This is a genomic window from Lutibacter sp. (genome assembly GCF_033723435.1).
In the GTDB taxonomy this organism is placed as follows: Bacteria; Bacteroidota; Bacteroidia; order Flavobacteriales; family Flavobacteriaceae; genus Lutibacter.
In genome coordinates, this window is the sequence record NZ_JAWVXC010000004.1 from 245,258 (window position 1) to 271,253 (window position 25,996).

The 25,996-nt window shown below is 28.1% G+C and carries 26 protein-coding genes; 13 read left to right on the forward strand and 13 right to left on the reverse strand.

All coding sequences use genetic code 11. From position 1 onward, the window contains the following. Positions 1-23 precede the first annotated feature (23 nt). Both odhB and R3342_RS08395 read left to right on the forward strand, forming a co-directional pair. On the forward strand, positions 24-1,229 hold the full coding sequence (gene odhB / locus R3342_RS08390; protein WP_318939576.1) for a 2-oxoglutarate dehydrogenase complex dihydrolipoyllysine-residue succinyltransferase: 1,206 nt from the start codon (positions 24-26) through the stop codon (positions 1,227-1,229). A 124-nt stretch (positions 1,230-1,353) separates the two neighbouring features. Continuing rightward, positions 1,354-2,085 (forward strand): hypothetical protein, encoded by a 732-nt coding sequence (locus tag R3342_RS08395; protein ID WP_318939577.1) that lies wholly within the window; start codon positions 1,354-1,356, stop codon positions 2,083-2,085. Here R3342_RS08395 and R3342_RS08400 read toward each other — a convergent pair. After that, a complete protein-coding gene (locus R3342_RS08400) occupies positions 2,075-2,527 on the reverse strand; it encodes a retropepsin-like aspartic protease (RefSeq protein ID WP_318939578.1) in 453 nt (150 codons plus the stop codon). The two genes, R3342_RS08395 and R3342_RS08400, sit on opposite strands and share 11 nt — an antisense overlap. A 92-nt stretch (positions 2,528-2,619) precedes the next feature. Between R3342_RS08400 and R3342_RS08405 the strand changes: the two genes are divergently transcribed. The 3 genes from R3342_RS08405 to R3342_RS08415 are packed head-to-tail and all read left to right on the forward strand — an operon-like array spanning position 2,620 to position 7,275. Beyond that, a complete protein-coding gene (locus R3342_RS08405) occupies positions 2,620-3,387 on the forward strand; it encodes a TatD family hydrolase (RefSeq protein WP_318939579.1) in 768 nt (255 codons plus the stop codon). Beyond that, on the forward strand, positions 3,377-3,856 hold the full coding sequence (locus tag R3342_RS08410; protein ID WP_318939580.1) for a methylated-DNA--[protein]-cysteine S-methyltransferase: 480 nt from the start codon (positions 3,377-3,379) through the stop codon (positions 3,854-3,856). Before R3342_RS08405 ends, R3342_RS08410 begins: the two co-directional genes overlap by 11 nt. A gap of 32 nt (positions 3,857-3,888) precedes the next feature. Next, a complete protein-coding gene (locus tag R3342_RS08415; protein WP_318939581.1) occupies positions 3,889-7,275 on the forward strand; it encodes a hypothetical protein in 3,387 nt (1,128 codons plus the stop codon). Positions 7,276-7,330: 55 nt separating this feature from the next. On the opposite strand, the gene R3342_RS08420 is transcribed toward R3342_RS08415, so the two are convergent. Together R3342_RS08420 and R3342_RS08425 are read right to left on the reverse strand one after the other, a co-directional pair. Beyond that, positions 7,331-8,872, reverse strand: coding sequence for a glycine--tRNA ligase (locus tag R3342_RS08420; protein WP_318939582.1), 1,542 nt, complete (start codon positions 8,870-8,872; stop codon positions 7,331-7,333). 103 nt (positions 8,873-8,975) lie between these two features. Further along, on the reverse strand, positions 8,976-9,860 hold the full coding sequence (locus tag R3342_RS08425; RefSeq protein WP_318939583.1) for a hypothetical protein: 885 nt from the start codon (positions 9,858-9,860) through the stop codon (positions 8,976-8,978). Between the two features lie 172 nt (positions 9,861-10,032). On the opposite strand from R3342_RS08425, the gene R3342_RS08430 reads away from it, so the two are divergent. The 3 genes from R3342_RS08430 to R3342_RS08440 all read left to right on the forward strand — a co-directional run bounded on the left by R3342_RS08430 (position 10,033) and on the right by R3342_RS08440 (position 13,257). Beyond that, the gene (locus R3342_RS08430; RefSeq protein WP_318939584.1) at positions 10,033-10,719 is read left to right on the forward strand and encodes a ComF family protein; all 687 of its coding nucleotides are present in this window, start codon (positions 10,033-10,035) and stop codon (positions 10,717-10,719) included. A gap of 71 nt (positions 10,720-10,790) precedes the next feature. Beyond that, positions 10,791-12,389: an Ig-like domain-containing protein gene (locus R3342_RS08435; protein WP_318939585.1), complete on the forward strand. Its 1,599-nt coding sequence runs from the start codon at positions 10,791-10,793 to the stop codon at positions 12,387-12,389. A gap of 118 nt (positions 12,390-12,507) precedes the next feature. Beyond that, on the forward strand, positions 12,508-13,257 hold the full coding sequence (locus tag R3342_RS08440; protein ID WP_318939586.1) for a THC0290_0291 family protein: 750 nt from the start codon (positions 12,508-12,510) through the stop codon (positions 13,255-13,257). Here the strand turns inward: R3342_RS08440 and R3342_RS08445 are convergent. The 3 genes from R3342_RS08445 to R3342_RS08455 are packed head-to-tail and all read right to left on the reverse strand — an operon-like array spanning position 13,249 to position 16,138. Then, on the reverse strand, positions 13,249-14,394 hold the full coding sequence (locus R3342_RS08445) for a cystathionine gamma-synthase (protein ID WP_318939587.1): 1,146 nt from the start codon (positions 14,392-14,394) through the stop codon (positions 13,249-13,251). The two genes, R3342_RS08440 and R3342_RS08445, sit on opposite strands and share 9 nt — an antisense overlap. Positions 14,395-14,441: 47 nt before the next feature. Further along, positions 14,442-15,680, reverse strand: coding sequence for a sodium:proton antiporter (locus R3342_RS08450; RefSeq protein ID WP_318939588.1), 1,239 nt, complete (start codon positions 15,678-15,680; stop codon positions 14,442-14,444). 2 nt (positions 15,681-15,682) lie between these two features. Beyond that, a complete protein-coding gene (locus tag R3342_RS08455) occupies positions 15,683-16,138 on the reverse strand; it encodes a DinB family protein (RefSeq protein WP_318939589.1) in 456 nt (151 codons plus the stop codon). Positions 16,139-16,216: 78 nt separating this feature from the next. Here R3342_RS08455 and R3342_RS08460 point away from each other — a divergent pair, with 78 nt between their 5' ends. Together R3342_RS08460 and R3342_RS08465 are read left to right on the forward strand one after the other, a co-directional pair. Then, positions 16,217-16,549: an arsenate reductase family protein gene (locus tag R3342_RS08460; RefSeq protein ID WP_318939590.1), complete on the forward strand. Its 333-nt coding sequence runs from the start codon at positions 16,217-16,219 to the stop codon at positions 16,547-16,549. Between the two features lie 133 nt (positions 16,550-16,682). Beyond that, positions 16,683-17,564: an outer membrane beta-barrel protein gene (locus R3342_RS08465; protein WP_318939591.1), complete on the forward strand. Its 882-nt coding sequence runs from the start codon at positions 16,683-16,685 to the stop codon at positions 17,562-17,564. Positions 17,565-17,626: 62 nt separating this feature from the next. Here the strand turns inward: R3342_RS08465 and R3342_RS08470 are convergent, their stop codons facing one another. The 4 genes from R3342_RS08470 to R3342_RS08485 are packed head-to-tail and all read right to left on the reverse strand — an operon-like array spanning position 17,627 to position 20,602. Continuing rightward, complete coding sequence (locus tag R3342_RS08470; RefSeq protein WP_318939592.1) at positions 17,627-18,229, reverse strand: DUF4254 domain-containing protein; 603 nt, start codon at positions 18,227-18,229, stop codon at positions 17,627-17,629. After that, positions 18,226-19,227: a DNA adenine methylase gene (locus R3342_RS08475; protein ID WP_318939593.1), complete on the reverse strand. Its 1,002-nt coding sequence runs from the start codon at positions 19,225-19,227 to the stop codon at positions 18,226-18,228. The genes R3342_RS08470 and R3342_RS08475 overlap by 4 nt, the downstream gene beginning before the upstream one ends. Positions 19,228-19,233: 6 nt before the next feature. Beyond that, the gene (locus tag R3342_RS08480; RefSeq protein ID WP_318939594.1) at positions 19,234-19,869 is read right to left on the reverse strand and encodes a hypothetical protein; all 636 of its coding nucleotides are present in this window, start codon (positions 19,867-19,869) and stop codon (positions 19,234-19,236) included. A 4-nt stretch (positions 19,870-19,873) separates the two neighbouring features. Further along, positions 19,874-20,602 (reverse strand): hypothetical protein, encoded by a 729-nt coding sequence (locus R3342_RS08485; RefSeq protein WP_318939595.1) that lies wholly within the window; start codon positions 20,600-20,602, stop codon positions 19,874-19,876. A gap of 176 nt (positions 20,603-20,778) precedes the next feature. Between R3342_RS08485 and R3342_RS08490 the strand changes: the two genes are divergently transcribed. From R3342_RS08490 to mscL, 3 genes are all read left to right on the forward strand, one after another. Next, positions 20,779-21,387, forward strand: a complete 609-nt coding sequence (locus tag R3342_RS08490; protein WP_318939596.1) for a thymidine kinase — start codon at positions 20,779-20,781, stop codon at positions 21,385-21,387. 1 nt (position 21,388) lies between these two features. Then, entirely contained in the window at positions 21,389-22,495 is a 1,107-nt protein-coding gene (gene alr / locus R3342_RS08495; RefSeq protein ID WP_318939597.1) for an alanine racemase, read from the forward strand. A gap of 65 nt (positions 22,496-22,560) precedes the next feature. Then, a complete protein-coding gene (gene mscL, locus R3342_RS08500; RefSeq protein WP_318939623.1) occupies positions 22,561-22,965 on the forward strand; it encodes a large-conductance mechanosensitive channel protein MscL in 405 nt (134 codons plus the stop codon). Between the two features lie 50 nt (positions 22,966-23,015). Here mscL and R3342_RS08505 read toward each other — a convergent pair whose 3' ends face one another. Genes R3342_RS08505 through R3342_RS08515 form a run of 3 tightly spaced genes read right to left on the reverse strand, consistent with a single transcriptional unit; the run spans position 23,016 to position 25,929 of the window. Next, positions 23,016-23,564: an MOSC domain-containing protein gene (locus tag R3342_RS08505; RefSeq protein ID WP_318939598.1), complete on the reverse strand. Its 549-nt coding sequence runs from the start codon at positions 23,562-23,564 to the stop codon at positions 23,016-23,018. After that, complete coding sequence (locus R3342_RS08510) at positions 23,564-25,060, reverse strand: GH3 auxin-responsive promoter family protein (protein ID WP_318939624.1); 1,497 nt, start codon at positions 25,058-25,060, stop codon at positions 23,564-23,566. Before R3342_RS08510 ends, R3342_RS08505 begins: the two co-directional genes overlap by 1 nt. After that, positions 25,060-25,929 carry a M23 family metallopeptidase gene (locus tag R3342_RS08515; protein WP_318939599.1) on the reverse strand — a complete coding sequence of 290 codons (870 nt, stop codon included), beginning with the start codon at positions 25,927-25,929 and terminating at the stop codon, positions 25,060-25,062. The genes R3342_RS08510 and R3342_RS08515 overlap by 1 nt, the downstream gene beginning before the upstream one ends. Positions 25,930-25,996: the final 67 nt, after the last annotated feature.

Genomic DNA, 25,996 nt, shown 5'->3' on the forward strand with positions numbered 1-25,996 from the left:
AAAAAAGACAAAAAATTAATAAGATGATTTTAGAAATGAAAGTTCCCTCTCCGGGAGAATCTATTACCGAAGTAGAAATTGCAACTTGGCTTGTAGCAGATGGAGATTATGTTGAAAAAGATCAGCCAATAGCGGAAGTTGATTCAGATAAAGCAACCTTAGAATTACCTGCGGAAGAAAGCGGTATTATTACTCTAAAAGCCGAAGAAGGTGATGCTGTAGCTGTTGGAGCAATTGTTTGTTTAATTGATTTAGACGCTAAAAAACCTGAAGGAACAACTGAAACCAAAGAAGTTGAGGTTGAAGAAAAACCTAAAAAAGCAGAGAAACCTGCAGAAAGCAAAACTACTTACGCAAGTGGAGCAACTTCTCCTGCTGCTAAAAAAATATTAGATGAAAAAGGAATTGCTTCTTCCGAAATAAAAGGAACAGGCAGAGATGGAAGAATTACAAAAGATGATGCAGTAAACGCAACTCCAAGTATGGGAACTCCAACTGGTGGTTCTCGTAATTCTGAACGCAAAAAAATGTCAATGCTTCGTAGAAAAGTGGCGCAACGCTTAGTTTCTGTTAAAAATGAGACAGCCATGCTTACTACTTTTAATGAAGTAGATATGAAACCTATTTTTGATTTGAGAACTGAGTTTAAAGAAGATTTTAAAGCTAAACATGGGGTTAGTTTAGGGTTTATGAGTTTCTTTACTTTAGCAGTTGTTAGAGCTTTAGAATTATATCCTGATGTAAATTCAATGATTGATGGAGATTATAAAATTTTACACGATTTTAAAGATATTTCCATTGCTGTTTCTGGTCCAAAAGGATTAATGGTTCCTGTAATTAGAAATGCTGAAAATTTATCCTTTAGAGGTGTTGAAAGTGAAGTAAAACGTTTAGCTCTAAGAGCTCGTGATGGACAAATTACTGTAGATGAAATGACTGGTGGTACATTTACCATTACTAACGGTGGTGTTTTTGGATCTATGTTATCCACACCAATAATTAATCCGCCTCAAAGTGGTATTTTAGGAATGCACAATATTGTTGAAAGGCCAGTTGCTGTTAATGGCGAAGTAGTTATTAGACCAATTATGTATGTTGCTCTTTCTTATGATCATAGAGTAATTGATGGACGTGAATCTGTTGGATTTTTAGTAGCTGTAAAAGAAGCTTTAGAAAATCCTATAGAAATTTTAATGAATAACAACCCTAAAAAAGCATTAGAACTTTAATTTTAAAATTCAATAAACTAATTTAAAGCCAGACATTTTTTGTTTGGCTTTTTTTATAAAATTGATTAAAATCATTTTTATTTAGACTAATTAAAAATAACTTTGCATTCAAATTAATTTTATAATGCAAAAAATTACTTGTCTATTATTCACTCTATTTATGTGTAAATGCCCTTTAAAAGCGCAAACCGCAGAACCATCAAAAGCAGTTGATAAAAGAACACTTCAAATAGAATTAGAAAGTATATATTCTATTGAAAAAGAAAATATAAGCGAATCCAAATCGTTAAGCACACCTAATTTTTTATTTAGATATGGAGTTCTAAAAAATGTCGAATTACAACTTTCAATTCCCATAATTAAAGAAGATTATTACGAACATAATGAGCTTGTATATTCAACTCATAAATTTGATGACACACAACTTGGCTTTTCCATAAATTTATGGAATGAAAAAAAATGGCTTCCAGAAGCTGCATTAATGACGCGCGCTTACCTCCATTATCAATCTAATTTAAAATTTGATTATGTTGGTCAAACTGTTTCATTAAACTTATCAAATACACTTACCAAAAAACTAGCATTAAATTATAATTTTGGTTATGCATTTGAAAAAAACACAGAATTGTCATGGTTTTTAATTACTAATTTAACCTATAATCTATCTTCAAATTGGAGTGTCTTTATAGAATATACTGGAAATAATACCACTAATAATAATTATTTGCAAAATGGAATAACTGGTATAAGCCATCAAATTAACGACTCATTTTCTTTTGATTTTGGATTTTCAAAAGGATTAAATCATTCTCAATTTTTTACAGGAGGAAGATTAACTTGGGTAATTAAAACTTAAATACTAACTTTTTTAAATAAACACAATGCTTCTTATAATCAATAATTGCATTGCCTTTTTCCAAAACATCCGCACCAATTATACCATCTACAGCATTTGCATCATGCTCTGTTAAAGCAGTATTTACATGGGTTAAATCTAATAGAACTAAAATTTGATTTTTAAACTCCCAATCTTTAATTTTTAAATTATTTTTTGATGAAATTTTAGTTTCCATTCCAATTGCTCCAGCTCCTGCAGCTTTTGTTTCAGAATCTTCAACCTTTAATTTAAATTTTTCTGCTAAATCAATCGCAATACAAGAATTTGAAGCCCCAGTATCTAAAATAAAACTACCTAAAACACCATTTATAGAAGCCTTTAATTCAAAATGATTCGTATTTATTTTATTTAATTTAATTTTTTCGTATTGTTTTCTTTTAAGAATACTACTCAATTTCATTGATCAAAATTTTAAGTTTCAAAACTAATCTTTTTAAAATGAAAAACAGATGAATTATATATACAAACTAAACTTTTAACTATTTTTACCACATGATAATTACAGATACACACACTCACTTATATAGCGAACAATTTGATGAGGATAGAAATGAAATGATACAGCGAGCCATAAAAGCTGGTGTTACTCGTTTTTTTATTCCTGCAATAGATTCTACTTACTTAAATGCTATGCTAAATTTGGAAAAAGATTTTCCTAAAAATACTTTTTTAATGATGGGTTTACATCCAACTCATGTTAAAGAAAACGTTGAAGAGGAATTATCTTTTGTAAAAAAATGGCTGCATAAACGAAATTTTTATGCAGTTGGAGAAATTGGAATTGATTTATATTGGGATAAAACTTTTGTAAAACAACAACGGTATGCTTTTAAAACGCAAATACAATGGGCTAAAGAAAAAAACTTGCCCATAGTAATTCATTGTCGTGATGCGTTTGATGAAGTTTTTGAAGTTCTAGAAGAGGAAAAAGATGATAAACTTTTTGGTATTTTTCATTGTTTTACCGGAAATTTAGACCAAGCTAAAAAAGCTATTTCCTATAACATGAAATTAGGGATTGGCGGCGTAGTCACTTTTAAAAACGGAAAAATAGATCAGTTTTTGAATGAAATTCCTATAAAAAATATTGTGCTAGAAACCGATGCGCCTTATTTAGCGCCTACACCATTTAGAGGAAAAAGAAACGAAAGTAGTTATATTACTAAAGTTTTAGATAAATTAGTAGATATTTATGACTTATCACCACAAGAAATTACAGAAATAACCACTCAAAACTCAAAAGACATATTTGGAATCTAATCAAACCGCATATTACAAAACACCAATAGGTACAGCAAAAATTGTTGGAAATGAATTTGGAATTTCTTCCATTACTGTTTTAGATGAAGAAATTGAAACAACAGAAATCCCACTTCCATTAAAAAAATGTGTACAACAATTAGAAGAATACTTTAATGGAAATAGAACTGTATTTGATTTAAAATTAAATCCACAAGGAACAGATTTTCAAAAAAAAGTATGGAATGAACTTTTAAATATTCCATATGGAAAAACAAGAACTTACTTAGAGCAAACTAAAAAACTTGGAGATATAAAAGCAATTAGAGCTGTAGCTTCTGCCAATGGTAAAAATCCTATTTGGATTATAATTCCTTGTCACAGAGTTATTGGTTCCGATGGGTCATTAACTGGATATGCAGGAGGAATATGGCGAAAAAAATGGTTGTTGGAGCATGAAAATCCAGTAAAACAACAAACTCTGTTTTAAACTAAAAGGGGTATTAAATCGTTAATTTACCAATGAAAAAAGGTTTTTTTTTAGTGTTTTTATTATCGATAATTACTTTGAATGCTCAAGTTTCAAAGAATAAAACACTGATAAAATCCTTCAAAATTAAAAATGATACTATAAAAATTGATTCCATTAGTATAAGTTCTTTCAATTTTAAAGTTTATAAAAATGATTCTCTAATTAATCCTTCAAAGTATAGAATCAACTTTTCCAAAGCACAACTAATTTTTAGTGATAAAAGTTTAAAAAATTTAGATTCAGTCAAAATTCAATACAAACCTTATCCAAAATTTCTAACTAAAAAATACCAGCGTTTTGATAAAAAGTTAATTGTTACTAACAATACTTCTCGAAATTTATACAGTTTAACCACCAATGAATCTAAAAATCCCAATAAACCATTTGAGGGATTAAATGCCGTTGGAAATATAACTCGAGGGCTTACTATTGGCAATAACCAGAATGGTGTTGTAAACTCTACTTTAGATTTGCAAATTACAGGTAAAATATCTGACAACGTAACTCTAAAAGGCTCTATTATAGACACTAATATTCCTATTCAAGAAAATGGAAATACATATAAATTAAATGAATTTGACAGAGTTTTTATCGAATTATTTAGTAAAAGCTGGAAAATTACCGCAGGAGATATTTATTTGAATAACAGCGAAACTAAATATTTGAATTTTAATAAAAAAGTATCAGGTTTAGCGGTTAATGCAACTATTAAAAATAAACATTCGGAAATAAATTTAGAAACTTCAGGAGCTGTAGTTAGAGGTAAATATAAAAAGGTTCAATTTGTTGGTGTTGAAGGAAATCAAGGTCCTTATAAATTAAACGACTTAAACAATAATACTTATATTTTAATTTTATCGGGAACTGAAAAAATTTATGTAAACGGAAGGCTTTTAAAAAGAGGTACAAATTACGATTATACTATTGATTATAATAACGCCGAATTAACTTTTAATACCACTTTTCCTATTACTGCTAATATGAGAATAACAGCAGAATTTCAATATAACGACAGCGTTTTTACTCGATTTATTACTTATAATAATATCCATTTTAAAAGTAAAAAATTAGCAGTAAGTGGTTATTTTTACAATGAAAATGATGCTAAAAATCAACCTTTAGAACAAGATTTAACAGATACTCAAAAGCAAATATTAGCAAATGCTGGAAATGATTTAACAAAAATGGTAAGTCCTTCCGCATATATAGATACTTATTCTGAAAACAAAATTTTATATAAAAAAACACTTTTAGGAACTTCTGAAATTTTTGAATATTCTACCAATGAAAATGATATTTTATACCACGTTTCCTTTTCTTTTGTGGGTAATAATTTAGGAAGCTATAAATTAAAAGAAGTAATTGCTATTGGTAAAGTATTTGAATATGTAGGTGAAAATTTAGGAGATTATAATCCAATAATTCAACTTACTGCGCCTAATAAACTACAAGTAGCTGTATTTAAGGCAAATTATCAGCCATCTACAAAAACTTCTATAAATGCAGAAACCGCTTTTAGTGTTAACGATGCAAATTTATTTTCAAAAATTGATGATGAAAATAATAACGGATTTGCAACTCAATTTAATTGGAAACAAGTACTATTTTCTAAAAAATGGGAACTAAAAAGCAACTTGAGTTTAGATTATATAAATGATAATTTTAAAAGTGTTGAACGAGTTCAAAATATAGAGTTTAATAGAGATTGGAATATTAACACTTTAACTGGAAATCAGCAGTTAGTTACAACAGAATTACAACTTTTCAATAAAAAAAATAGTAACATTCATTATGCCTTTGAAAATTTAACTTTAGGTGGTGGATTTACAGGAAATAAACATCATTTATTTGGAAATATCGTTCATAATAATTTATCCATAAATTTTGATGGAAGCGTTTTGGATAATACTTCAGAAATAAGAAAAGGTACTTTTTCTAGATATCATATAGCTACAATTTACAATTTAGGAAAAGGATGGATTGGTACTAGATTTAATGGTGAAAACAATGAACAAACATCCGTTTTAACCCAATTAAAAGAAAATATTAGTCATAAATTTAATGCTTATGAAGGCTATTTTGGTATTGGAGATTCTACTAAAATATTTACTAAAATTGGAATAAAATTTAGAACTACAGATAGCATTCAAAACAATAAATTTACTCGTGCTAACACATCAAAAACGTATTATTTAAATTCCGATTTAATAAAATCAAACACAGCACATTTAACAGCATTTATAAATTATAGAACTGTAAAAAACACTAATTTTAAAGATGAAGAATCTCTGAATTCAAGATTAATTTATCAACAACAATTATTTCATCAATTCTTAAATTTTAGTACTGTTTATCAAACACTTTCAGGAACATTACCTCAGCAAGATTATTCTTATATAAAAACAGAACCTGGACAAGGATATTATACTTGGATAGATTATAATAACAATGGTATTAAAGAATTAAACGAATTTGAAATTGCGCAATTTCCTGATCAAGCTGAATATTTACGCGTTATTTTGCCAAGTATAAATTATATTGCAACACATCAAAATAAATTTACCCAAACAATAGGTATAAACGCACAGCAATGGAGTAATAAAAAAGGTATAAAAAAAGTGCTTTCACACTTAAATAATCAAACCTATATTTTGGTAGATAACAAACAACTTAAGCAACCTAAAAAATTTAATTTAAATCCTTTCGATATAAATAATCCTAATTTGTTGGCTTTAAATTATCATTTTACAAATACTATTTATTTTAACAAAGGGAAAAAGCATTTTACAACTAGTTATAGTTATCAAAAATCAAAAAATGTAAGTACTACAACTATTGATAATTTAACCAATAATTTACAAATACAGCAACTAACTTTTGAACATCAAATAGGTAAGTTTTGGTTATTTAACATTAATGGTAATCAAAGTAAAAATAAAACAAACTCTTTAAATTATACCAATAGAAATTTTGATTTGAAAAATTATAGTATTGCTCCAAAATTATCTTATTACTACAATAGCAACACCTATTTTTCTGTATTTTACGAGTTAAAGAATAAAGAAAATTTAATTGAAGGTTTTGAAGAGTTAAAATCTCATAAACTAGGACTTGAGTTTAATAATTCAAATAACTCAAGAAATTCTTTAAAAATAACCTTAAATTTGTTTAATAATAAATTTAAAGGAAATACTAATTCGCCTGTTGGCTACCAAATGTTAGAAGGTTTACAAGCTGGAAAAAACTATACTTGGAGTTTTCTGTTTCATAGAAAAATTAACTCGTTTTTACATTTAAATTTTAACTATTTGGGTAGAAAAAGCGAAACATCAAAAACAATACATACAGGATCTGTACAACTAAAAGCTGTTTTTTAACAAAAAAAAGAACCGAGTTTTGCTCGGTTCTTTTTATATTTTTATATTAGTTAAATTACATTTTCATTAACCAACTTTTATAGTCAACTTCACTTTTAATAATACTCTGTAATTCTTCAATTTTAACACGTTTTTGTTCCATAGTATCTCTAAAGCGAATTGTAACTGTATTATCTTCTAAAGTATTATGATCTACAGTAATACAAAATGGTGTTCCGGCAGCATCTTGTCTTCTGTATCTTCTTCCAACTGCATCTTTATCATCATAAGCTACATTAAACTCCCATTTTAAATCGCTAACAATTTTTTTAGCAATTTCTGGTAAACCGTCCTTTTTAACTAACGGTAAAATAGCAGCTTTTACAGGAGCTAAAACTGCAGGAAGTTTTAAAACAGTTCTTGTAGTTCCATTTTCTAATTCTTCTTCTTGTAATGAATTAGAAAAAACTGCCAAAAACATTCGATCTAAACCTATAGAAGTTTCTACAACGTATGGTGTATAATGTTCATTTAATTCTGTGTCAAAATATTTAATTTTTTTACCTGAGAATTTTTCATGACTTGACAAATCAAAATCTGTTCTAGAATGAATTCCTTCTAATTCTTTAAACCCAAAAGGAAATTTAAATTCAATATCCGCAGCAGCATCTGCATAATGTGCTAATTTTTCATGATCATGAAAACGATAATTTTCTTCTCCCATTCCTAAGGATAAATGCCATTTTAAACGAGTTTCTTTCCATTTTTCGTACCACTCTTTTTGTGTGCCAGGACGCACAAAAAATTGCATTTCCATTTGCTCAAATTCACGCATTCTAAATATAAACTGACGTGCAACTATTTCGTTTCTAAAAGCTTTTCCAGTTTGTGCAATTCCAAAAGGAATTTTCATTCTTCCCGATTTTTGAACATTTAAAAAATTCACAAAAATACCTTGAGCTGTTTCCGGGCGTAAATATAATTCCATTGCAGAATCTGCTGAAGCTCCTAATTTAGTACCAAACATTAAGTTAAACTGCTTAACATCTGTCCAATTTTTTGAACCAGAAACTGGGCAAACTATTTCTAGTTCTTCAATTAATGCTTTTACATCAGCTAAATCTTCACCTTCTAAAGATTTTCCCATTCGTTTTAATATGGCTTCACCTTTTTCTTTATAACCAATAACTCTTGCATTAGTTGTTAAAAATTCATCTTTATTAAAAGCGTCTCCAAAACGTTTAGCTGCTTTTGAAACTTCTTTTTCAATTTTTGCATCTAATTTTGCAACATAATCTTCAATTAAAACATCTGCACGGTAACGCTTTTTAGAATCTTTATTATCAATTAAAGGGTCGTTAAATGCATCTACATGGCCTGAAGCTTTCCAAATAGTTGGATGCATAAATATTGCGGAATCAATGCCTACAATGTTTTCATTCATTTGCACCATTGCTTTCCACCAATATTCTCTAATGTTTTTCTTTAATTCTACACCATTTTGTGCATAATCATAAACTGCGCTTAAGCCGTCATAAATTTCACTAGATTGAAATACATATCCGTATTCTTTTGCGTGTGAAACTACTTTTTTAAATTGATCTTCTTGTTTTGCCATGGTGCAAAAATAGTAAAGGTTTTACACCTACAAAACAAAAAAGTGGAAATAGCCTAAACTATTTCCACTCAATCAACATTAAATACAAATTGGAGTTTCCTTTTTACTTTAATACAATTTTAGTCTCTCCAGCAAATTTATTATTTATAAAAATATTTACCATATAAGCTCCACGATTTATATTGTCTCTATTTACTTCAACTAAAGAAATAACATCAACTGCTTCATTTAAATAATTTACAATTGTTTTGTCGCTGTAATCAATAGTTGTAGTTTCATCTGCCAACATTAAAGATCCTTTAGGCGCAATAGTATTTCCTTTAGCGTCCATTATTTGAATATAAACCTCTCTTTCTCCTTGATCCGTAATTTCATTTTTATCAATAGTAAAGTTAATTCTAAATGCATCGGTATTTCTAGCTCTAGAAGTTTCTACTAATTTTCCATTATTACGAGTTCTCATTGCTAATATTTTAGCAGTTTTCACTTTTAAAACAGATGCTATTGCAACTTTTTGTGATAAATTAAGATTTTTTAATGATAACGTATCGTTCATTGCTTTTTGCGTTGAAATTTTAACATTAGCACTATCTAAATTTGTTTGCAAAACCGTGTTCATTCCTGTTAATGAATCATTTAAGTAGAATAAACGTTGATTTGTTTTTTGTAAAGCAGCAATTTGTCTTCTGTATTTTCTAATTAAACGGTAATCTGTTGCTTTTAGGTTTTTTATTGAATCTCGTAAACCTATAATTCTATCTCTTTCTAAGGAAAGTTCATTTGACATAGATGTATTTTGTGAAATAGCATCCTCGTATTTCACTATCATACTATCTAAGTTTTGTTCAATTTCTACTTTTTCGTCCTTAATTGCATTATTAACTTTTTTATAATTATTGTTTATATAAAAAGTGTATGCTAAAACTCCCGCCAGCAAAATTGCCAATGCAATGATAATAAGTTTGTTATTGTTTTTTTTATCTTCCATTATAAATACTTTTGATTATAATTAGCTAACGCTAATAATCATTTTAAATTATACTTAATATAATTTTTTTTATAAAGTTTTTGTGGAGTTTTATAAAACTACGAAATAAATTACTAGAAAGCTAATTTTTAACAGTTCTTTTAAATTTGTATTTTTAGAAAAAAGTTTTGCTATGAATTTTTTTAAAAATGTTTTTGATATTTTCTTTCCAGAAATTTGTTTGTCTTGTAATGCAATATTAGCAGCAAACGAACAAGTGCTTTGTATAAATTGCAGACACGATTTACCATTAACTAATTTTAGCTTTGAACCTAATAACTTGGTTGAAAAATCATTTTATGGAAAATATCCAATACAAAACGGAACCGCTTTATTTTACTTTTATAAACAAGGAACCGTTCAAAAATTAATTCACAATCTAAAATATAAAAACCAACAACAAGTTGGTGCTTTTGTAGGAGATTGGCTTGGCGAAGAAATGCTAAAAAGTAAACGATTCCAAAATATAGATTACATAATACCAGTTCCGTTACATAAAAACAAATTAATAAAACGTGGATATAACCAAGTAACAACATTCGGGAAAAGTTTATCTAAAAAACTTAGTATTCCTTTTAATGAAGAAATTTTAATACGAGTTTCTTCAACCAAAACTCAAACTAAAAAAGTTAGATTGGACAGATGGAAAAACGTACAAGAACTTTTTTATGTACCTGAACCAAATAAAACATCTAATAAACATATCCTATTAATTGATGATGTAATCACAACGGGGGCAACACTTGAAGCTTGCTGTAATGCATTTAAAAATTCAACTGGAATTAAAATTAGTATTGCTTGTATGGCATATACTAAATAGCAAAAGTAACAGACATTTTTTTTATTAAATTAAACAAATAAGTTGTTATTTTGCATTAAATATAATCTTCCATGAAATTAAAAGTTTATTTTATAATTTTAATCACTTTATTTGGACTTACACTTACTAATTGTGCCAAAAGAGGAAGGCCAACTGGTGGTAAAAAAGATAGTATACCGCCATTATTAGTACACGCAGTACCCGCTAATAAAAGCATTAATTTTATAGCTAAAAAAATAAAGATTTCATTTGATGAATATATAAAACTGAAAGATGTAAATAAACAGTTAGTTATTTCTCCTCCGTTAAAAAATACGCCAATAATTACACCAGTTGGAACAGCAAGTAAATTTATAAGTTTAAAAATTTTAGATACGCTACAACCAAATACTACTTACACTTTTAATTTTGGAAATAGTGTTGTTGATAATAACGAAGAAAATAAATTAGAACGTTTTAAATATGTAGTTTCAACAGGATCATACATAGACTCTTTAACCGTTTCTGGAAAAGTTTATGATGCCTTCAATCAAAAAACAGATGAAGATATTACCGTAGAATTATACGAAATAACCAAAACTTTTAATGATTCCATCGTATACAAACAAAAACCAATTTACGTAACTAGCACAATAGATACAACTGCTAATTTTGAAATTGAAAATATAAAAGCTGGTAAATATTTATTAGTTGCTTTAAAACAACCATCTAAAAATTACATTTACCATCCAAAACAAGATAAATTTGGGTTTTATAAAAAAATTATTTCTGTTCCAACAGATACTACTTATGAATTTCCAATATTTAAAGAAATACTTCCTTTTAAAATGATTAAACCAAAAGAAGTATCCAAAGGGCATATTATTTTTGGTTTTGAAGGAAATCCAAAAAAATTAAAAATTGAACTGCTAAGCTCAAAACCTGATAATTTTAAAAAAGCAGAATATTTTGAAAATGGTAAAGACACTGTTAATTATTGGTTTTCAAAGTTAAAAGCAGATTCTTTACTATTTAAAGTTACTAACAAAAAGTATATAGATACTTTTACTGTAAGATTAAGAACCGCTAAAAAAGACTCCCTTCAGATTTCAAAAATCACAAAATCCGTTTTAGATTTACGCGATACTTTTGCCATAAAATCCAATATTCCAATAACAACTATTGACACATCAAAAATAAAACTTCTAGTAGATTCTTTAAACGTAAAATACACTTCTACTTTAGATAAAAGTAAAACTAAACTTTACTTAAATTTTGAAAAAAAATTTGACAAAAGATATACCGTTAATTTTTTGCCAAACGCCATTAAAGATATTTTTGAAAACACAAATGATACTTTAAAATATAAATTTACTACCAAAAACATAGATAGTTATGGAAATATAAACCTAAGTGTTTCAAATGTGAACTCTCCTGTAATTATTCAATTACAAACCGATAAAAATATAGTTGTTGCTACAAAATACATTTCAAAAAACAAAAATTTAAAATTTAAAAATTTACCACCAAAAACTTATATTATCAAAGCAATTTTTGATGATAATAACAATGGTATTTGGGATACTGGAAATTTTTTAGATAAAAAATATCCTGAAAAAGTTCAGTATTTTAACAAAAAACTAAAATTAAGAGCTAATTTTGATTTAAATGAAGTTTTCATACTAAAATAGTATTCAATAAGTTAATAATTAATAGATTAAAAAGATTTTATTACATTTGAAACAATTAACTACCTCAAATTTGAATCACCTACTAAAAATAATAACCCCATTTTTAACATGCTTTTTTATGTTATCTGGCTTTGCTCAAGATCGCTCTAGCCATGAAATTGGTTTTATTACTGGCTCTGCATCATTCACTACAGATTATGGGCAACGCTATAATTTTAGAGCAAATATTGGTGGTAATGTCGGTATGGGAGTAGGTTTAATTTACTATTTAAATTTTACCGACTATAGATACAGATGGAATCAACGAACTAATTATTTCAATGAGCATTTTAGAGTTAGAACTGAATTATCCTATATGTCAGCAAAGTTGGACCATTTTGGTAAATATGTTGACCCTAGCCAAACTTCTTTAGAAGCTGATAAACTAAGAGCCATGCACGGAAAAACTCAAATAATAAATTTTGGTGCTCAACTTGAATTTCATTGGGTAGATATTGTCGATTTTGGTTCAAGAAGAATTCCTGATTTAAAATGGTCTCCATATTTAAGTGCTGGGGCTATGGTAGATTATTATAAACCTGAGTTAAAATCAGATATGGGAGATTGGGAACAAGATATTTCTGTAATTTATCAAAAATGGCGAGTTCCTGGAGCAATTAGTGTTAAACCTAATTTCACCATGTCAGCAACTTTAGGTTTAGGTACACGACATAAATTAGGTGAATATTCTGATATATTAATTGAAGCCCGTTGGCAATATTTTTTCTCAAATTTTATAGATGGACTTAATGCCAAAGATGATCCCGCAAATAAATATAACGATTGGTTATTATGGGTTCATGTTGGTTATACTTACTATTTAAACTAACTGAAGCGCTTGTTCTAAATCGTTTATTAAGTCTTCTTCATCTTCAATACCTACACTTAATCTAACCAAAGCATCAACAACTCCTGTTTTTTCACGTTCTTCCTTTGGAATAGAAGCATGCGTCATACTTGCAGGATGACCACAGAGTGATTCTACACCTCCTAAAGATTCAGCAAGTGTAAATATTTTAAGATTTTCAACAATTTTAAAAGCATCTTTAATATTATTTCCTTTAGTAACAAAAGAAACCATGCCTCCAAAATCTTTCATTTGTTTTTTAGCAACTTCGTGATTTGGATGACTTTCGAACCCTGGCCAATAAACTTTTTCAACTTTAGGATGATTAGCCAAAAATTCAGCAACAGCTTTTCCGTTTTCACAATGACGTTGCATACGAACATGTAATGTTTTTATTCCGCGTAAAACCAAAAAACTATCCATTGGCCCACAAACTGCTCCACAAGAATTTTGAATAAAATATAATTTTTCAGCTAAATCTTTATCATTAACCACAAGAGCTCCCATTACCACATCAGAATGGCCCCCTAAATATTTTGTAGCTGAATGCATTACAATATCCGCTCCTAAAGTTAAAGGTTGCTGTAAATATGGTGTTGCGAATGTATTGTCTACAGCCAATAAAACATTATGATTTTTTGCAACTTTAGAAACCGCTTCAATATCAATAATGTTCATCATTGGATTAGTAGGAGTTTCTACCCAAATAAGTTTTGTTTTTTTATTAATAAAATCTCCTATTTTAGTAGCATTTTCCATGCCAATAAAATGAAATTTAATTCCAAAATCCTCAAATATCTTGGTGAATATTCTATACGATCCTCCATATAAATCATTAGTTGAAACTACTTCATCTCCTGGTTTTAATAACTTTAAAACAGTATCAATTGCAGCTAAACCTGATCCAAAAGCTAATCCAAATTTTCCATTTTCAATACTTGCAAAAGCATTTTCTAAAGCTGTTCTAGTTGGATTTGCTGTTCTTGAATACTCATATCCTTTATGCTTACCCGGAGAAGTTTGAGCGTAGGTTGATGTTTGATATATTGGAGGCATTACTGCTCCTGTTGCAGAATCATGTTGTTGATTTCCGTGAATAGTTTTCGTATTAAATTTCATCTTCATTTAGAGTTTTAAATTCACTAATTGTTGAGCGACAAATGTACTTATTCTTTAGTTATTTTTTTAATTAATTTTCCAACGGTTAATCCTTGAATAATTATGGAGAAAACTACAATTATATACGTAATTATTAAAAATAAATCGCGATGCATTTCTACAGTTAAACTTAAAGCTAAGGCAATAGAAATTCCTCCACGCAAACCTCCCCAAGTCATAATTAAATTAGTTTTTGGAACAAATTCTAATTTTTTGGAATAAACTTTAATTGGGTACATTAAGGATAAATAACGAGCTAATAATATAATTGGTATGCTTATTAAACCCGCTAAAATATAATGATTATTAAAAGTAAGAACTAATATTTCCATTCCTATTAACACAAACAATAATGCATTAAAAAGCACATCGGTTAGTTCCCAAAATTTATCAACATATTGTTCTGTTGTTTTACTCATAGAGGTTTCTCTAGCGGTATCATTACCAACAAATAATCCTGCCGTTACCATTGCTAAAGGTGCGGACAAATGAAATTCTTGAGCAATTAAAGTTCCTCCCATTACCGCTGCTATAGTTATAATTACTTCAATATCGTAATCATCAATAGATTTTAATAATTTATATGTAATCCATCCTATTAGTAACCCAAATGCAATACCTCCAACTACTTCAAATAAAAACATTTCTGCAACATGACTAAAGGTAACACTGCTTCCGCCTTCAGCAATTTTATATATTGTTAAAAATATTACGACTCCAACGCCGTCATTAAACAATGATTCTCCTACAATTTTAGATTCCAATTTTTTTGGTGCTCCAACTTGTTTTAAAATTCCTAAAACTGCAATAGGATCTGTTGGCGAAATTAAAGCTCCAAATAACAAACAATAAATAAAATCGACTTCTAAATTAATTAGTTTAAAAACATAAAACGTAAAAAATCCAACCAATAAAGTTGAAATTATCGTACTAAATGTAGCAAAAAATATTATTGGTTTACGATGCACTTTTAGCTGTTGAAAATTAGTGTGTAATGCCCCTGCGAACAACAAAAAACTCAACATAACATCTAATAAAACAGACTGAAAATCAATTTGAGAAATTAATAATTTCTCGTGTTCTAATAATGTATCGCTAAATAAACTTGTAGCTAAAATTAACAAAGTAAATATAATTGTGATTAACATTAAACCAATGGTGTTTGGTAATTTTAAAAATCGGACATTTATATAACCAAATACTGCGGATAGTACAATTAAAATAGTAGCAACTACATATAAACTCATAACTAAATAAATTTCAACAACTGCAAAATTATTCCTAAATGGATACCTTCATGGTAAGCATTAAATGCAATTCCATCTTCAATAGAATTTAAAGTAATATTTACACTTGTTTTATAGGTAAAATATTTTTTAAACATTTGTTTTTTATAATCTTCTTCCAACCTTTTGGGTAATTCTAAAAAAAGCTTTTTTATCTCTAAAAATTCATCTTCTAAAATTGGGTTTTTAGGAAATGTACCTTTTTGAAAACGTTCAATCATATCGTTAGAAATTAAACATTCTAACTCTGATAACTTATAACAAAGTAACTGTTGTGTAACTACTAAATGAGCTACATTCCAAACAATATTATTATTAAACCCTTCTGGTATTTTATTTAATTGATCTATGGTTAAATTTTCAATACTTTTTAATATTAATTTTCTAGATTGTTGTAAAATTTCAAATTGTTTATTCATTGTTTTTTGATTTTTTATAAAAGTATTCAAAAATTAATTAATATCCTCTTAAATTTACGCTACACAAAATACAAGCCCATGAAAAAAATATATTATTTAAAAACTTGCGATACTTGTAGAAGAATTTTGAAAAGCATGGATACAAGCGATTACATTTTACAAGAAATTAAAACAAACCCTATAACAGTTAAACAATTAGAAGAGCTTTATAAATTAACCAATAATTACGAAGTTTTATTTAGTAAAAGGGCGAAAAAATACAAGCAAATGGACTTAAAAAGTCAGCATTTAACAGAAGAGGACTTTAAACAACTTATTTTAGAAGAATATACATTTTTAAAACGCCCTGTTATTGTTAATAAAAAAGATGTTTATGTTGGAAATACACAAAAAAAAGTAAGTGTTTTTTGATTTTTTATAATTTTACATTCGTTTTTTATCAAATACATAAAAACGACTTTTTCGAAATATTTAATTTCTAATCCTTTCTTAAAACCTAAAAATAAAGGTAATTTACTCCATTACTAAATTTAATTTAAAAAAAATGAAAAAATATTTATTATTATTTGCTGCAATAGCAATGGCTACAAGTGCAAGCGCACAATTTTATGTTTCTGGAAGTGCAGGCTATGCAACTGGAAGTTCTGATATGCTTTTAGGAACAAAAATTACTGCAACGCAAACTGAAAATTCCTATGGAAGTTATGGAGAAGGAGCTAATTATCAATTTAGAGCTGGATACTTTTTTAACGATACTTTTGGTGTTGATTTAGGTTTAGCATATTTACACGGTACAGATCAAACTGTACAAAAAGTTGATATAGCAAATTACAGAAATACCAATGCAATTGCTAGAGCAAGGGCTATGGGATTATCTGCATCTATTGTTTATAAATTCTCTAAGCATATCTATGGTAGATTTGGAGCGTTAATTAAAGTTGGTGGTAAAACTGAAGCTGTTGTAAGTGATAAAAATTATTATGCTGCTGAAGGCGTAACAGTTGCTACTGCTTTCAGTGTACCTGACGGATCTTATCTACAAACAAATTATAAAGAAGATTATCATGGTGTACTACCGCTAGGTTTTGCAGGAGCATTTGGTTATAAACATGATCTTAATGAAAATTTATCTTTATTTATTGAGGGTGAATATTTAGGTATTAGTGTTAAAAGAGATTATTCTGAAATCACTGAGTTTAATACCGATTTAGTACTACCAAATGGAGATATTGCTGCTGCAGGAGTTAAATCTTTAGATAATCTTCCTGATGGTTATGTTATAAAAACTACTTATGTTGATACATTATCAAATACTAATACTGACCCTTCAAAAGAATTAAGTCAAAAAGTTCCTTATTCTTCATTCGGAATTAACTTTGGTATTACATATACTTTTGGAAGTAAAAAAGAAGCTAAAACTAACTAAGTTTAGTTTTTAAACATAAAAAAAGCGGCTTAAAGCCGCTTTTTTTATTCCTTAATTTTAATTTATTTTTTAGCGTATAACATTGGGTTAGTGTCCTCATCATTATACATTTTCATTTGTTTATATACTTTCATATACTTTTCACCTGTTGCAATATCGTTCAATAAATCATCAATTGCAGTTGATAAATCTACACGTTGTTCTAACAATACATTTAATTTAACTTGACATTTATTTCTATGATCTTCTGAAGCACTTTCTCTTGTAGCTTCTTCATTCATATGGTATATTTTTAACGCTAAAATAGATAATCGATCAATTGCCCAAGCTGGAGTTTCAGAATTGATTTTTGCGCCATCTTTAACTTGAACATCTTTAAATTTATTTAAAAAATAACTATCAACATATTCAACCATATCTGTTCTATCTTGATTAGAAGCGTCAATTTTTCGTTTTAATTTGATTGCTTCAACAGGATCAATATCTGGTAATCGAATAATATCTTCATAATGCCATTGCACAGTATCAATCCAACATTTTCTGTATAATAAATGTTCAAAAGTGTTACTTTCATAAGGATTTTCAAAAGGTTGGTCTACAGAATCTATGATGTGATATTTTTCTATTACTTTATCAAAAAGTTCGTTGTATTGTTTTGCTTTCATAATTGTTTTTCTAAAATATGTAAATATTCAACGGTTGCCGTTGCTTTATGATTTCTGTTTTCAGTTTTATCGGCTTTAAACCGCTGATAATTTGTGGTTTTTAAACTATACTTTCCGTAAGCCTTCATAATATTTTCAACTTCATTTTTAGTCATTAAACCTTCGTTATTATAGCTTAAAAAAATGTATTTAAATTTAGCATTTTTTATTAAGTCTTCAAAGGCTTTTTTAACTTCTCCTTTTTTGCAATAAGAGGATTTATAATAATCTCGTAATCCAGTTTTTCCTTTTGGTTTAAACGAATCGTATAAAGCAATAGTATTTAAAATATGATAATTTGCTCCATATTGACGAGCATTATAAGGCGGATCTAAATATAAAATATCTCCAGCTATTTTTTTTATTAATTTATTGCTATCCTCCTTAAAAACCTGATGAGCATTTTTTGTGATTTCAAATTCTGCGGGTTTTAAAACCAATGTTTTTTGAGCTGATTTTTTTATTTTTTTTAAATACGCGCCATAAACCGATGCTGTATTTGCAACTTTATCGGCACTTTCAATTAAAGTTGCCAATAAAAAATAATAGACCTCGTTTGAAATTTCAGAATTAGATTTCCATAATTCTATTTGCAATCTGATAGCATCTATTTTTTTACCATTTTCGGAAGAAAAATATTGTCTATTTTCTTTTCCATTTTCACTGTAATTATCAAAGATAAATCCTTCAATTCCTTCTAAATTATTAAGAAACTCAATATATTTATCGCAATTTAAACTTTGATAATTACCTATGTAATTTTTATTTAAAACATAGCTATACTGCTCAATATCATTTGCTATAACTTGCTTAACCGAAGGTTTAAAAGTTCTACCTACAATACCTGTTCCGGCAAATAAATCGCAGAATACTAGGTTTGAAATATCTTTTCCAACGGTTTCTTGAATAGATTTTTTTATAAAGGAAGAAAGTTTATTTTTAGATCCTATGTAATTCACTAATAACTATTTAATTGCCCAAATTATATCTGTAAAAATTGACTTATCCTTCAAAGATAATGTTATCAATTTTGAGCGGTTAAAATTAAGCAAATAAGTTGAAATTAATTGCTTTAACCAACTTATTTCCGCTTTTAATTTCCAATGTTCATCTGCATTGTTTGTATTAACTAAAACAATAAAAAGCCTGTTTTTAAAATGCTGCCGTTGTTGGCTACTTTGATTTTTATATAACCACTTTATTAACTCGTCAGGATGCTTTTTTGCGTAAGCAACCGTTTTATTAAACGCTTTAGGAAAAACCGTAGTTTTATGATCAAAGGGAATGTTTTCTATAAAAAAATCAGTGTATCTATCAAACGAATTTTTATGTGCTTTTACTTTTTGATGTTCACAAAAAATAGTTTCAATGCCTTTTGCGGACCAAAAATTGAACCATCTGTTTAAAGCATAATTTTTTAATTCTTCTTTATTAGTTTCATCCTTAAAATCAATTTCTATTTTTTCAAGAAGCAAATTAAACGAATATGTTTTATAGATAAAATTGGTAAGTTTATCAAAATCATCGGTTTGTCTTCTTCCCCAAACATATTTAAGTTTTGTTCTGTAATTAAGTTCTTTTTCTAGCCTTTTATAATCCATGAAATTAAGTGAATTTTCGTTCAATTAACATTAACAATCGTTCTTCAAACTCTTGCTTATTACTCCAATCATAATCTGGTTTTACAAGTTTTAAAAGAAAATTCTTTGCTTCTTCTTCGCTATTAAATGTGTTTAACTGCGAAATTACACGGTTAAAATCTTCTTGACTTCCATTAAATAATTGATTAACAAATGCAATTCTATCATTTAATCCTATTTGCAAATTATTTTTAAACAAAGCATCATTTAAAGTTCTGTTTTTAGCAGATGTTTCTTCTGATATTATAGGATTTTCTTTAGTAACATTTTCAAATATTTTAGTTGCTTCTGTTGAAGATATTGCGTCCTTAAATTCTTCTTCTAATGAGGTTTGAATAGAATTTATTTCTTCAACTTCTTCCTTCTCAAACACAATTTCTTCTTCGTTAAGTGAAAATTCTACCTGTTCAAAATTTGAAGTTTTACTTAACATATCCACCTCACTATCAATGCTTTGATTCATTTCAGCAACTGCTTCCTCGTTAAACTTATCTTCTTTAATTTCAATGTTTTCTTGGTTTTCAACACTAGTGTTATTTTCTATTTCCTCTTGCTCATTCAAAAATTTAGCAATCGTCAATTTTTCATAAATAGCTTGTGCTTTTTTATATAAAACCTCTATTTCTTCATCATTTTTTAACTGTAAAACACTGTGTGCCAAACTAACTAATTCTGCTTCTAATTTTTTGTGCATAAGTTGCGGTGTTAAATAATTTTTAGTGTGTTATTTTTAATAAATTTGTATTTGTTAAAACAATCAAAAACTTGTTTTAGTAACGAACATAAACGAATTTAAAAAAATAAACTATTTATAATTTCGTTTTGTTCAAAATTAAATTTACCATAACCTTTGAATTGTGAAATTACAAAATGTTTCTTGAAAATACCGTAAATTATAATGAACAATTTGGCTGGATCGAAGTTATTTGTGGATCTATGTTCTCTGGCAAAACCGAAGAACTGATTCGTAGACTTAAACGCGCCAAATTTGCAAAACAAAAAGTGGAAATTTTTAAACCTACTATTGATGTTAGATATGACGAAGAAATGGTAGTTTCACACGATGCAAATGAAATTCGTTCAACTCCTGTTCCTTCGTCTGCAAACATTAGAATTTTAGCTAATGATGTAGATGTAGTTGGTATTGATGAAGCACAATTTTTTGATGATGAAATTGTAGCAGTTTGTAATGACTTAGCTAACAGAGGTATTCGTGTTATAGTTGCTGGTTTAGATATGGATTTTAAAGGAAATCCGTTTGGTCCAATGCCAGCATTAATGGCAACTGCAGAATATGTTACTAAAGTACATGCTGTTTGCACAAGAACAGGAAACTTAGCACATTATAGCCATAGAACTGCTGCAAGTGACGAGTTAGTTCTTCTAGGGGAAACCCAAGAATATGAACCACTTAGCAGAGCAGCTTATTTTAAAGCTACTAATAAAGATCAAATTAAAAAGGTTAAACCTAAAAAATAGGATGAATAACCACATAACAAAACTTGAAATAAACTTAAATTCATTAGAATTTAATCTTAACTATTTTAAAAGCAAACTTAAAAGCACTACAAAAACACTAGCAGTTGTTAAGGCATTTGGTTACGGAAGCAGTGCTGTTGAAGTTTCTAAATTTTTAGCAGATAAGGTTTCGTATTTTGCTGTTGCTTATTTAGATGAAGGAATTGCTTTGCGCAAAGCAGGAATTATAAACCCTATTTTAGTTTTACATCCTGTAATTAGTAATTTCGAAAAATTAATTGAATATCAATTAGAACCTAATATTTATTCATTTAAACTGTTAAATTCCTTTTTAGCATGTGCAGAAAAATTTTCTCTAAATAACTATCCTATTCATATTAAGTTTAATACTGGATTAAACCGTTTAGGCTTTGACAAAAAAGATGTTTCTAAATTAACAGAGTTGCTTAAATTACAAACTAGTATAAAAGTAACCTCTATTTTTTCTCATATTGCTGCAAGTGAAGATTTAAATGAACGAAATTTTACTTTAAACCAAATTAGCAATTTTAAAGCTATTTCTAATGAATTTATTGAAAAGTTAGGATATGCTCCAATAAAACACATGCTAAATACTTCAGGAATTATTAATTATAATGCTGAAGCTCAATTTGATATGGTTAGATTAGGAATTGGATTATACGGTTTTGGTAATGACGATAAAGAAACATCAAAATTAAAAAATGTACTTACTTTAAAATCTATTATTTCACAAATTCATACCGTTCACAAAGGAGATTCTATTGGATATAACAGAGCTTATATAGCTACTAAAACCATAAAATCTGCGACTATTCCTATTGGTCATGCCGATGGTATTTCTAGGCAGCTAGGCAATAAAAAAGGCTATATTTATATAAATGATAAAAAAGCACCAATTATTGGTAATGTTTGTATGGATATGATTATGATAGATATAACTAATATTGAATGTGAAGAGGGTGATGAAGTAATTATTTATAAAAATCAATCTCACATTGAAGATTTAGCTAAAAACGCTAATACTATATCTTACGAATTAATTACTGCAATTTCTCAACGAATAAAAAGAGTGTTAATAAAAAGTTAAATATTTTTAATCCATTTTAGTATATTAGCATCCATAATTAACCAAAATTTCAACAAAAAATGGGAATGCTAAAAGAATTTAAAGACTTTGCAATGAAGGGAAACCTTGTAGACATTGCTGTAGGTTTTGTTATGGGTGCTGCATTTAAAAGTGTAGTAACCTCATTTACAGGAGGTATTGTTTCTCCACTTATTGGATTAATTTTCAAAGCCGACTTTAAAGATTTAAAATATGTAATAACCGAAGGAACTGCTGACGCTACTGGAAAAATTACCGGTGAAGTTGCAGTATTATATGGCGATTTTATTACTAACTTAATTGATTTTATTATTGTTGCTTTTGTAATGTTTATGATTATAAAAGGAATTAATAAACTGAAAAAGAAAGAAGAACCAGCTCCTGAAGCACCAAAAGGACCAACTCAAGAAGATTTATTAACCGAAATAAGAGATTTATTATCTAAAAAATAAACCAAACTTTATTTAATAAATCAAAAAGGGTTGTGTATGCAACCCTTTTTTTATGATTTCTTTTTTGATTTATAAACTTCAGCAATAGTTGGAGAATTTTCAGTTTTGTTTATAAGAATTAATTCGTCATTTACAGCTACTTTACCTATTTTTAGAACTTTAAAATAAATACCACTTTTAGTAGTATTCCAAAATTGCTTTAAAAATTGTTGTGTTTTAAATACAATTCCAAGTTTTTTACAAGGCGTTCTAGGTTTTGTAACTTCAATAATGGTTTCTCCTAATTTATAAACATTTCCAACACAAATTACTGTTTCATCAAGATTAGAAATAGTTAAATTTTCACCAAACATACCAAAATGCCAATCTAAATTTGGAAATAATTCTTTCCAATATTTATAATGGTTTTCTGAATAGGCATATACCGCCTGATCTTCTCCGCCGTGATATCTTCTATCTACAACAACATCATTAACTACATCTTCTTTTCCTAAAGAAATAGAGTTATTTACTGGATATTTTAAAATCCCTGTAACTATTTCTTCTCCTTTATAAATTAGTTTTTCTTTTTTTCCAATATTTACAGAAATTACTTTCATTACGCTTTAAATTTTAAAAGTGATTCAGCAATTTTTCTATCATTAGATAATCTAGGAACTTTATTTTGACCTCCTAATTTTCCAACAGATTTCATATAACTATTAAACCCTCCTTTTTTAATTGGTGTAATTTTTAAAGGTTGCAAAATATTTCCTTTAATTAAATCGAAATAATAAGGGTTTTGCTTTTGTAATGAAACATCCACCTTTTTAGAGAATTCACTCATGTTTTCTGGTTCATTTTCAAATTCAATAAACCACTCGTGATAAGGCAATTCATTAACTGGTGTAATTTGTGGCGCAACAGTAAATTCGTTAATTTTAATTTCCGAATTTTTAGTGTTTTCATTTATAGCATACTCCACCTCTTTACCAATAACATGTTCTCCAAAAGCGGATATAAAATGTTTTATTCTACCAGTAACTATAATTCTTGGTGGATTTACAGATAAAAACTCTACAGTATCTCCAATATTATATCCCCAAAGTCCTGCGTTTGTATTTAAAATTAAAGCGTAATTCACACCAACTTTAACATCTTTTAAAGAAATTCGTGTTGGATTTTCATCAAAAAATTCATCGGAAGGAATGAATTCATAAAACATACCATTATCCACTAAAAGCATCATTCCTTTTTCTTTTTGAGAATCTTGAAATGCGAAAAAACCTTCAGATGCTGGATACAACTCTACCGTATCCACTTTTCTACCTATTAAATCTTCAAATTTATTTCTATAAGGTTCAAAATTAACGCCTCCATAAACAAACAAATTAAAATTTGGAAAAATTTCTCCAACCTTTTTGCCTGTTTTTTCAGTTAGTTTTTCAAAATACATTTGTACCCAACTAGGAATTCCACTAATTAAAGTCATATCTTCATTAACAGTTTCTTTAACAATTGCATCTACTTTTGTTTCCCAATCTTCAATGCAATTAGTTTCCCAACTTGGCATTCTGTTTTTAGTTAAGTATTGCGGCACATAATGAGCTGCAATTCCTGAAAGTCTTCCGGTTTTTATACCATTGGTTTCATTTAGTTCGGGACTTCCTTGTAAAAAGATCATTTTACCATTTACAAAATCAGATTTATTAGTTTGATTAATGTACAACAACAAAGCATTACGAGCTGCTGAAATATGAGTTGGCATAGAATCTTTAGTTAGCGGAATATATTTTACACCCGAAGTAGTTCCTGAAGTTTTTGCAAAATAAATTGGTTTTCCTGGCCATAAAACATCTGATTCGCCTTCTTTAACTCTATTAAAATATGGTTTTAAAGCCTCATAATCTTTTACTGGAACTCTATTTTTAAAATCTTGATAGGTTTTAATTTCGCTAAAATGATGATCTTTTCCAAATTGGGTATTTTTAGCTTGATTTATTATTTTTTTAAATATTTTTTGTTGCTCTGCAACTGCATTATTACTTTTCTTATAAAATTTAGATGCAATTTGCTTTGCAAAAGGTTTTGCTAAAATGGATTTTATTTTAATCATCATTCAAAATCAATATAATTTTCAGGGTTTACAGGTTGTCCATCGCGCCATAATTCAAAATGTAAATGCGCTCCTGTACTAAATTCGCCTGTATTTCCAGAAGCGGCAACAACTTCACCAGATTTTACAATATCTCCTTCTTGTTTATGCAGTACACTATTGTGTTTGTAAACCGAAATAAAACCAGCGGCATGTTGCAATACAATTACATTTCCTGTGTCTGGAGTCCAACCTGCAAAAATTACTGTTCCGTCCGCAACAGCTTTTACTGGTGTTCCTGCCTCAACTGCAATATCAATTGCAAAATGTTTTATTTCAATATTAAATCTATCCGTTATTGTTCCTGTTAAAGGGGCAAAAAACACAACGTCTGATGTTTTTTTAGCAGGATTAAAAAGACTGTACCTATCTTCGCTTTCTACATCTTTTCTAAAATCTAAATCGCTTTCAGATGGTGCTAAATTCACAGAATCTCTATTTAATTTAATCATTTGCATGGCAGAATCTTTATCAAAATTAACTTCTGATATTTTACCAGTTAATAATTCTCTAACATTTTGTAAGTACTGATTATTAACTTTTAAAACTTGTTCTAATGAATCGGTTTTATAAACTAATTGTGTTGCTTCTTTTTTTAGTTTAGTGGATGAATACCCAGGAATATATTCCTTTAATGGTGTAAACGCAATTAAAAAAATTGTGCCAACAATAAGTAATATTGAAAAAATACTTCCAAAAATAAATACATTTAACCGATTTAATTTAAAAGATAATTTCTCTTCAAAAGTATCTTCATTTAAAACTACTAATCGATATTTATCAATTAATTTTTGTTTAAACTTTTTTTTATTTGTGGTTGTTTTTGCCATAATTATGAATGCTCAAATATACAACGAAAATTTAGGTGAATTAGTTTTTAGGGCTTATGTTTAGATT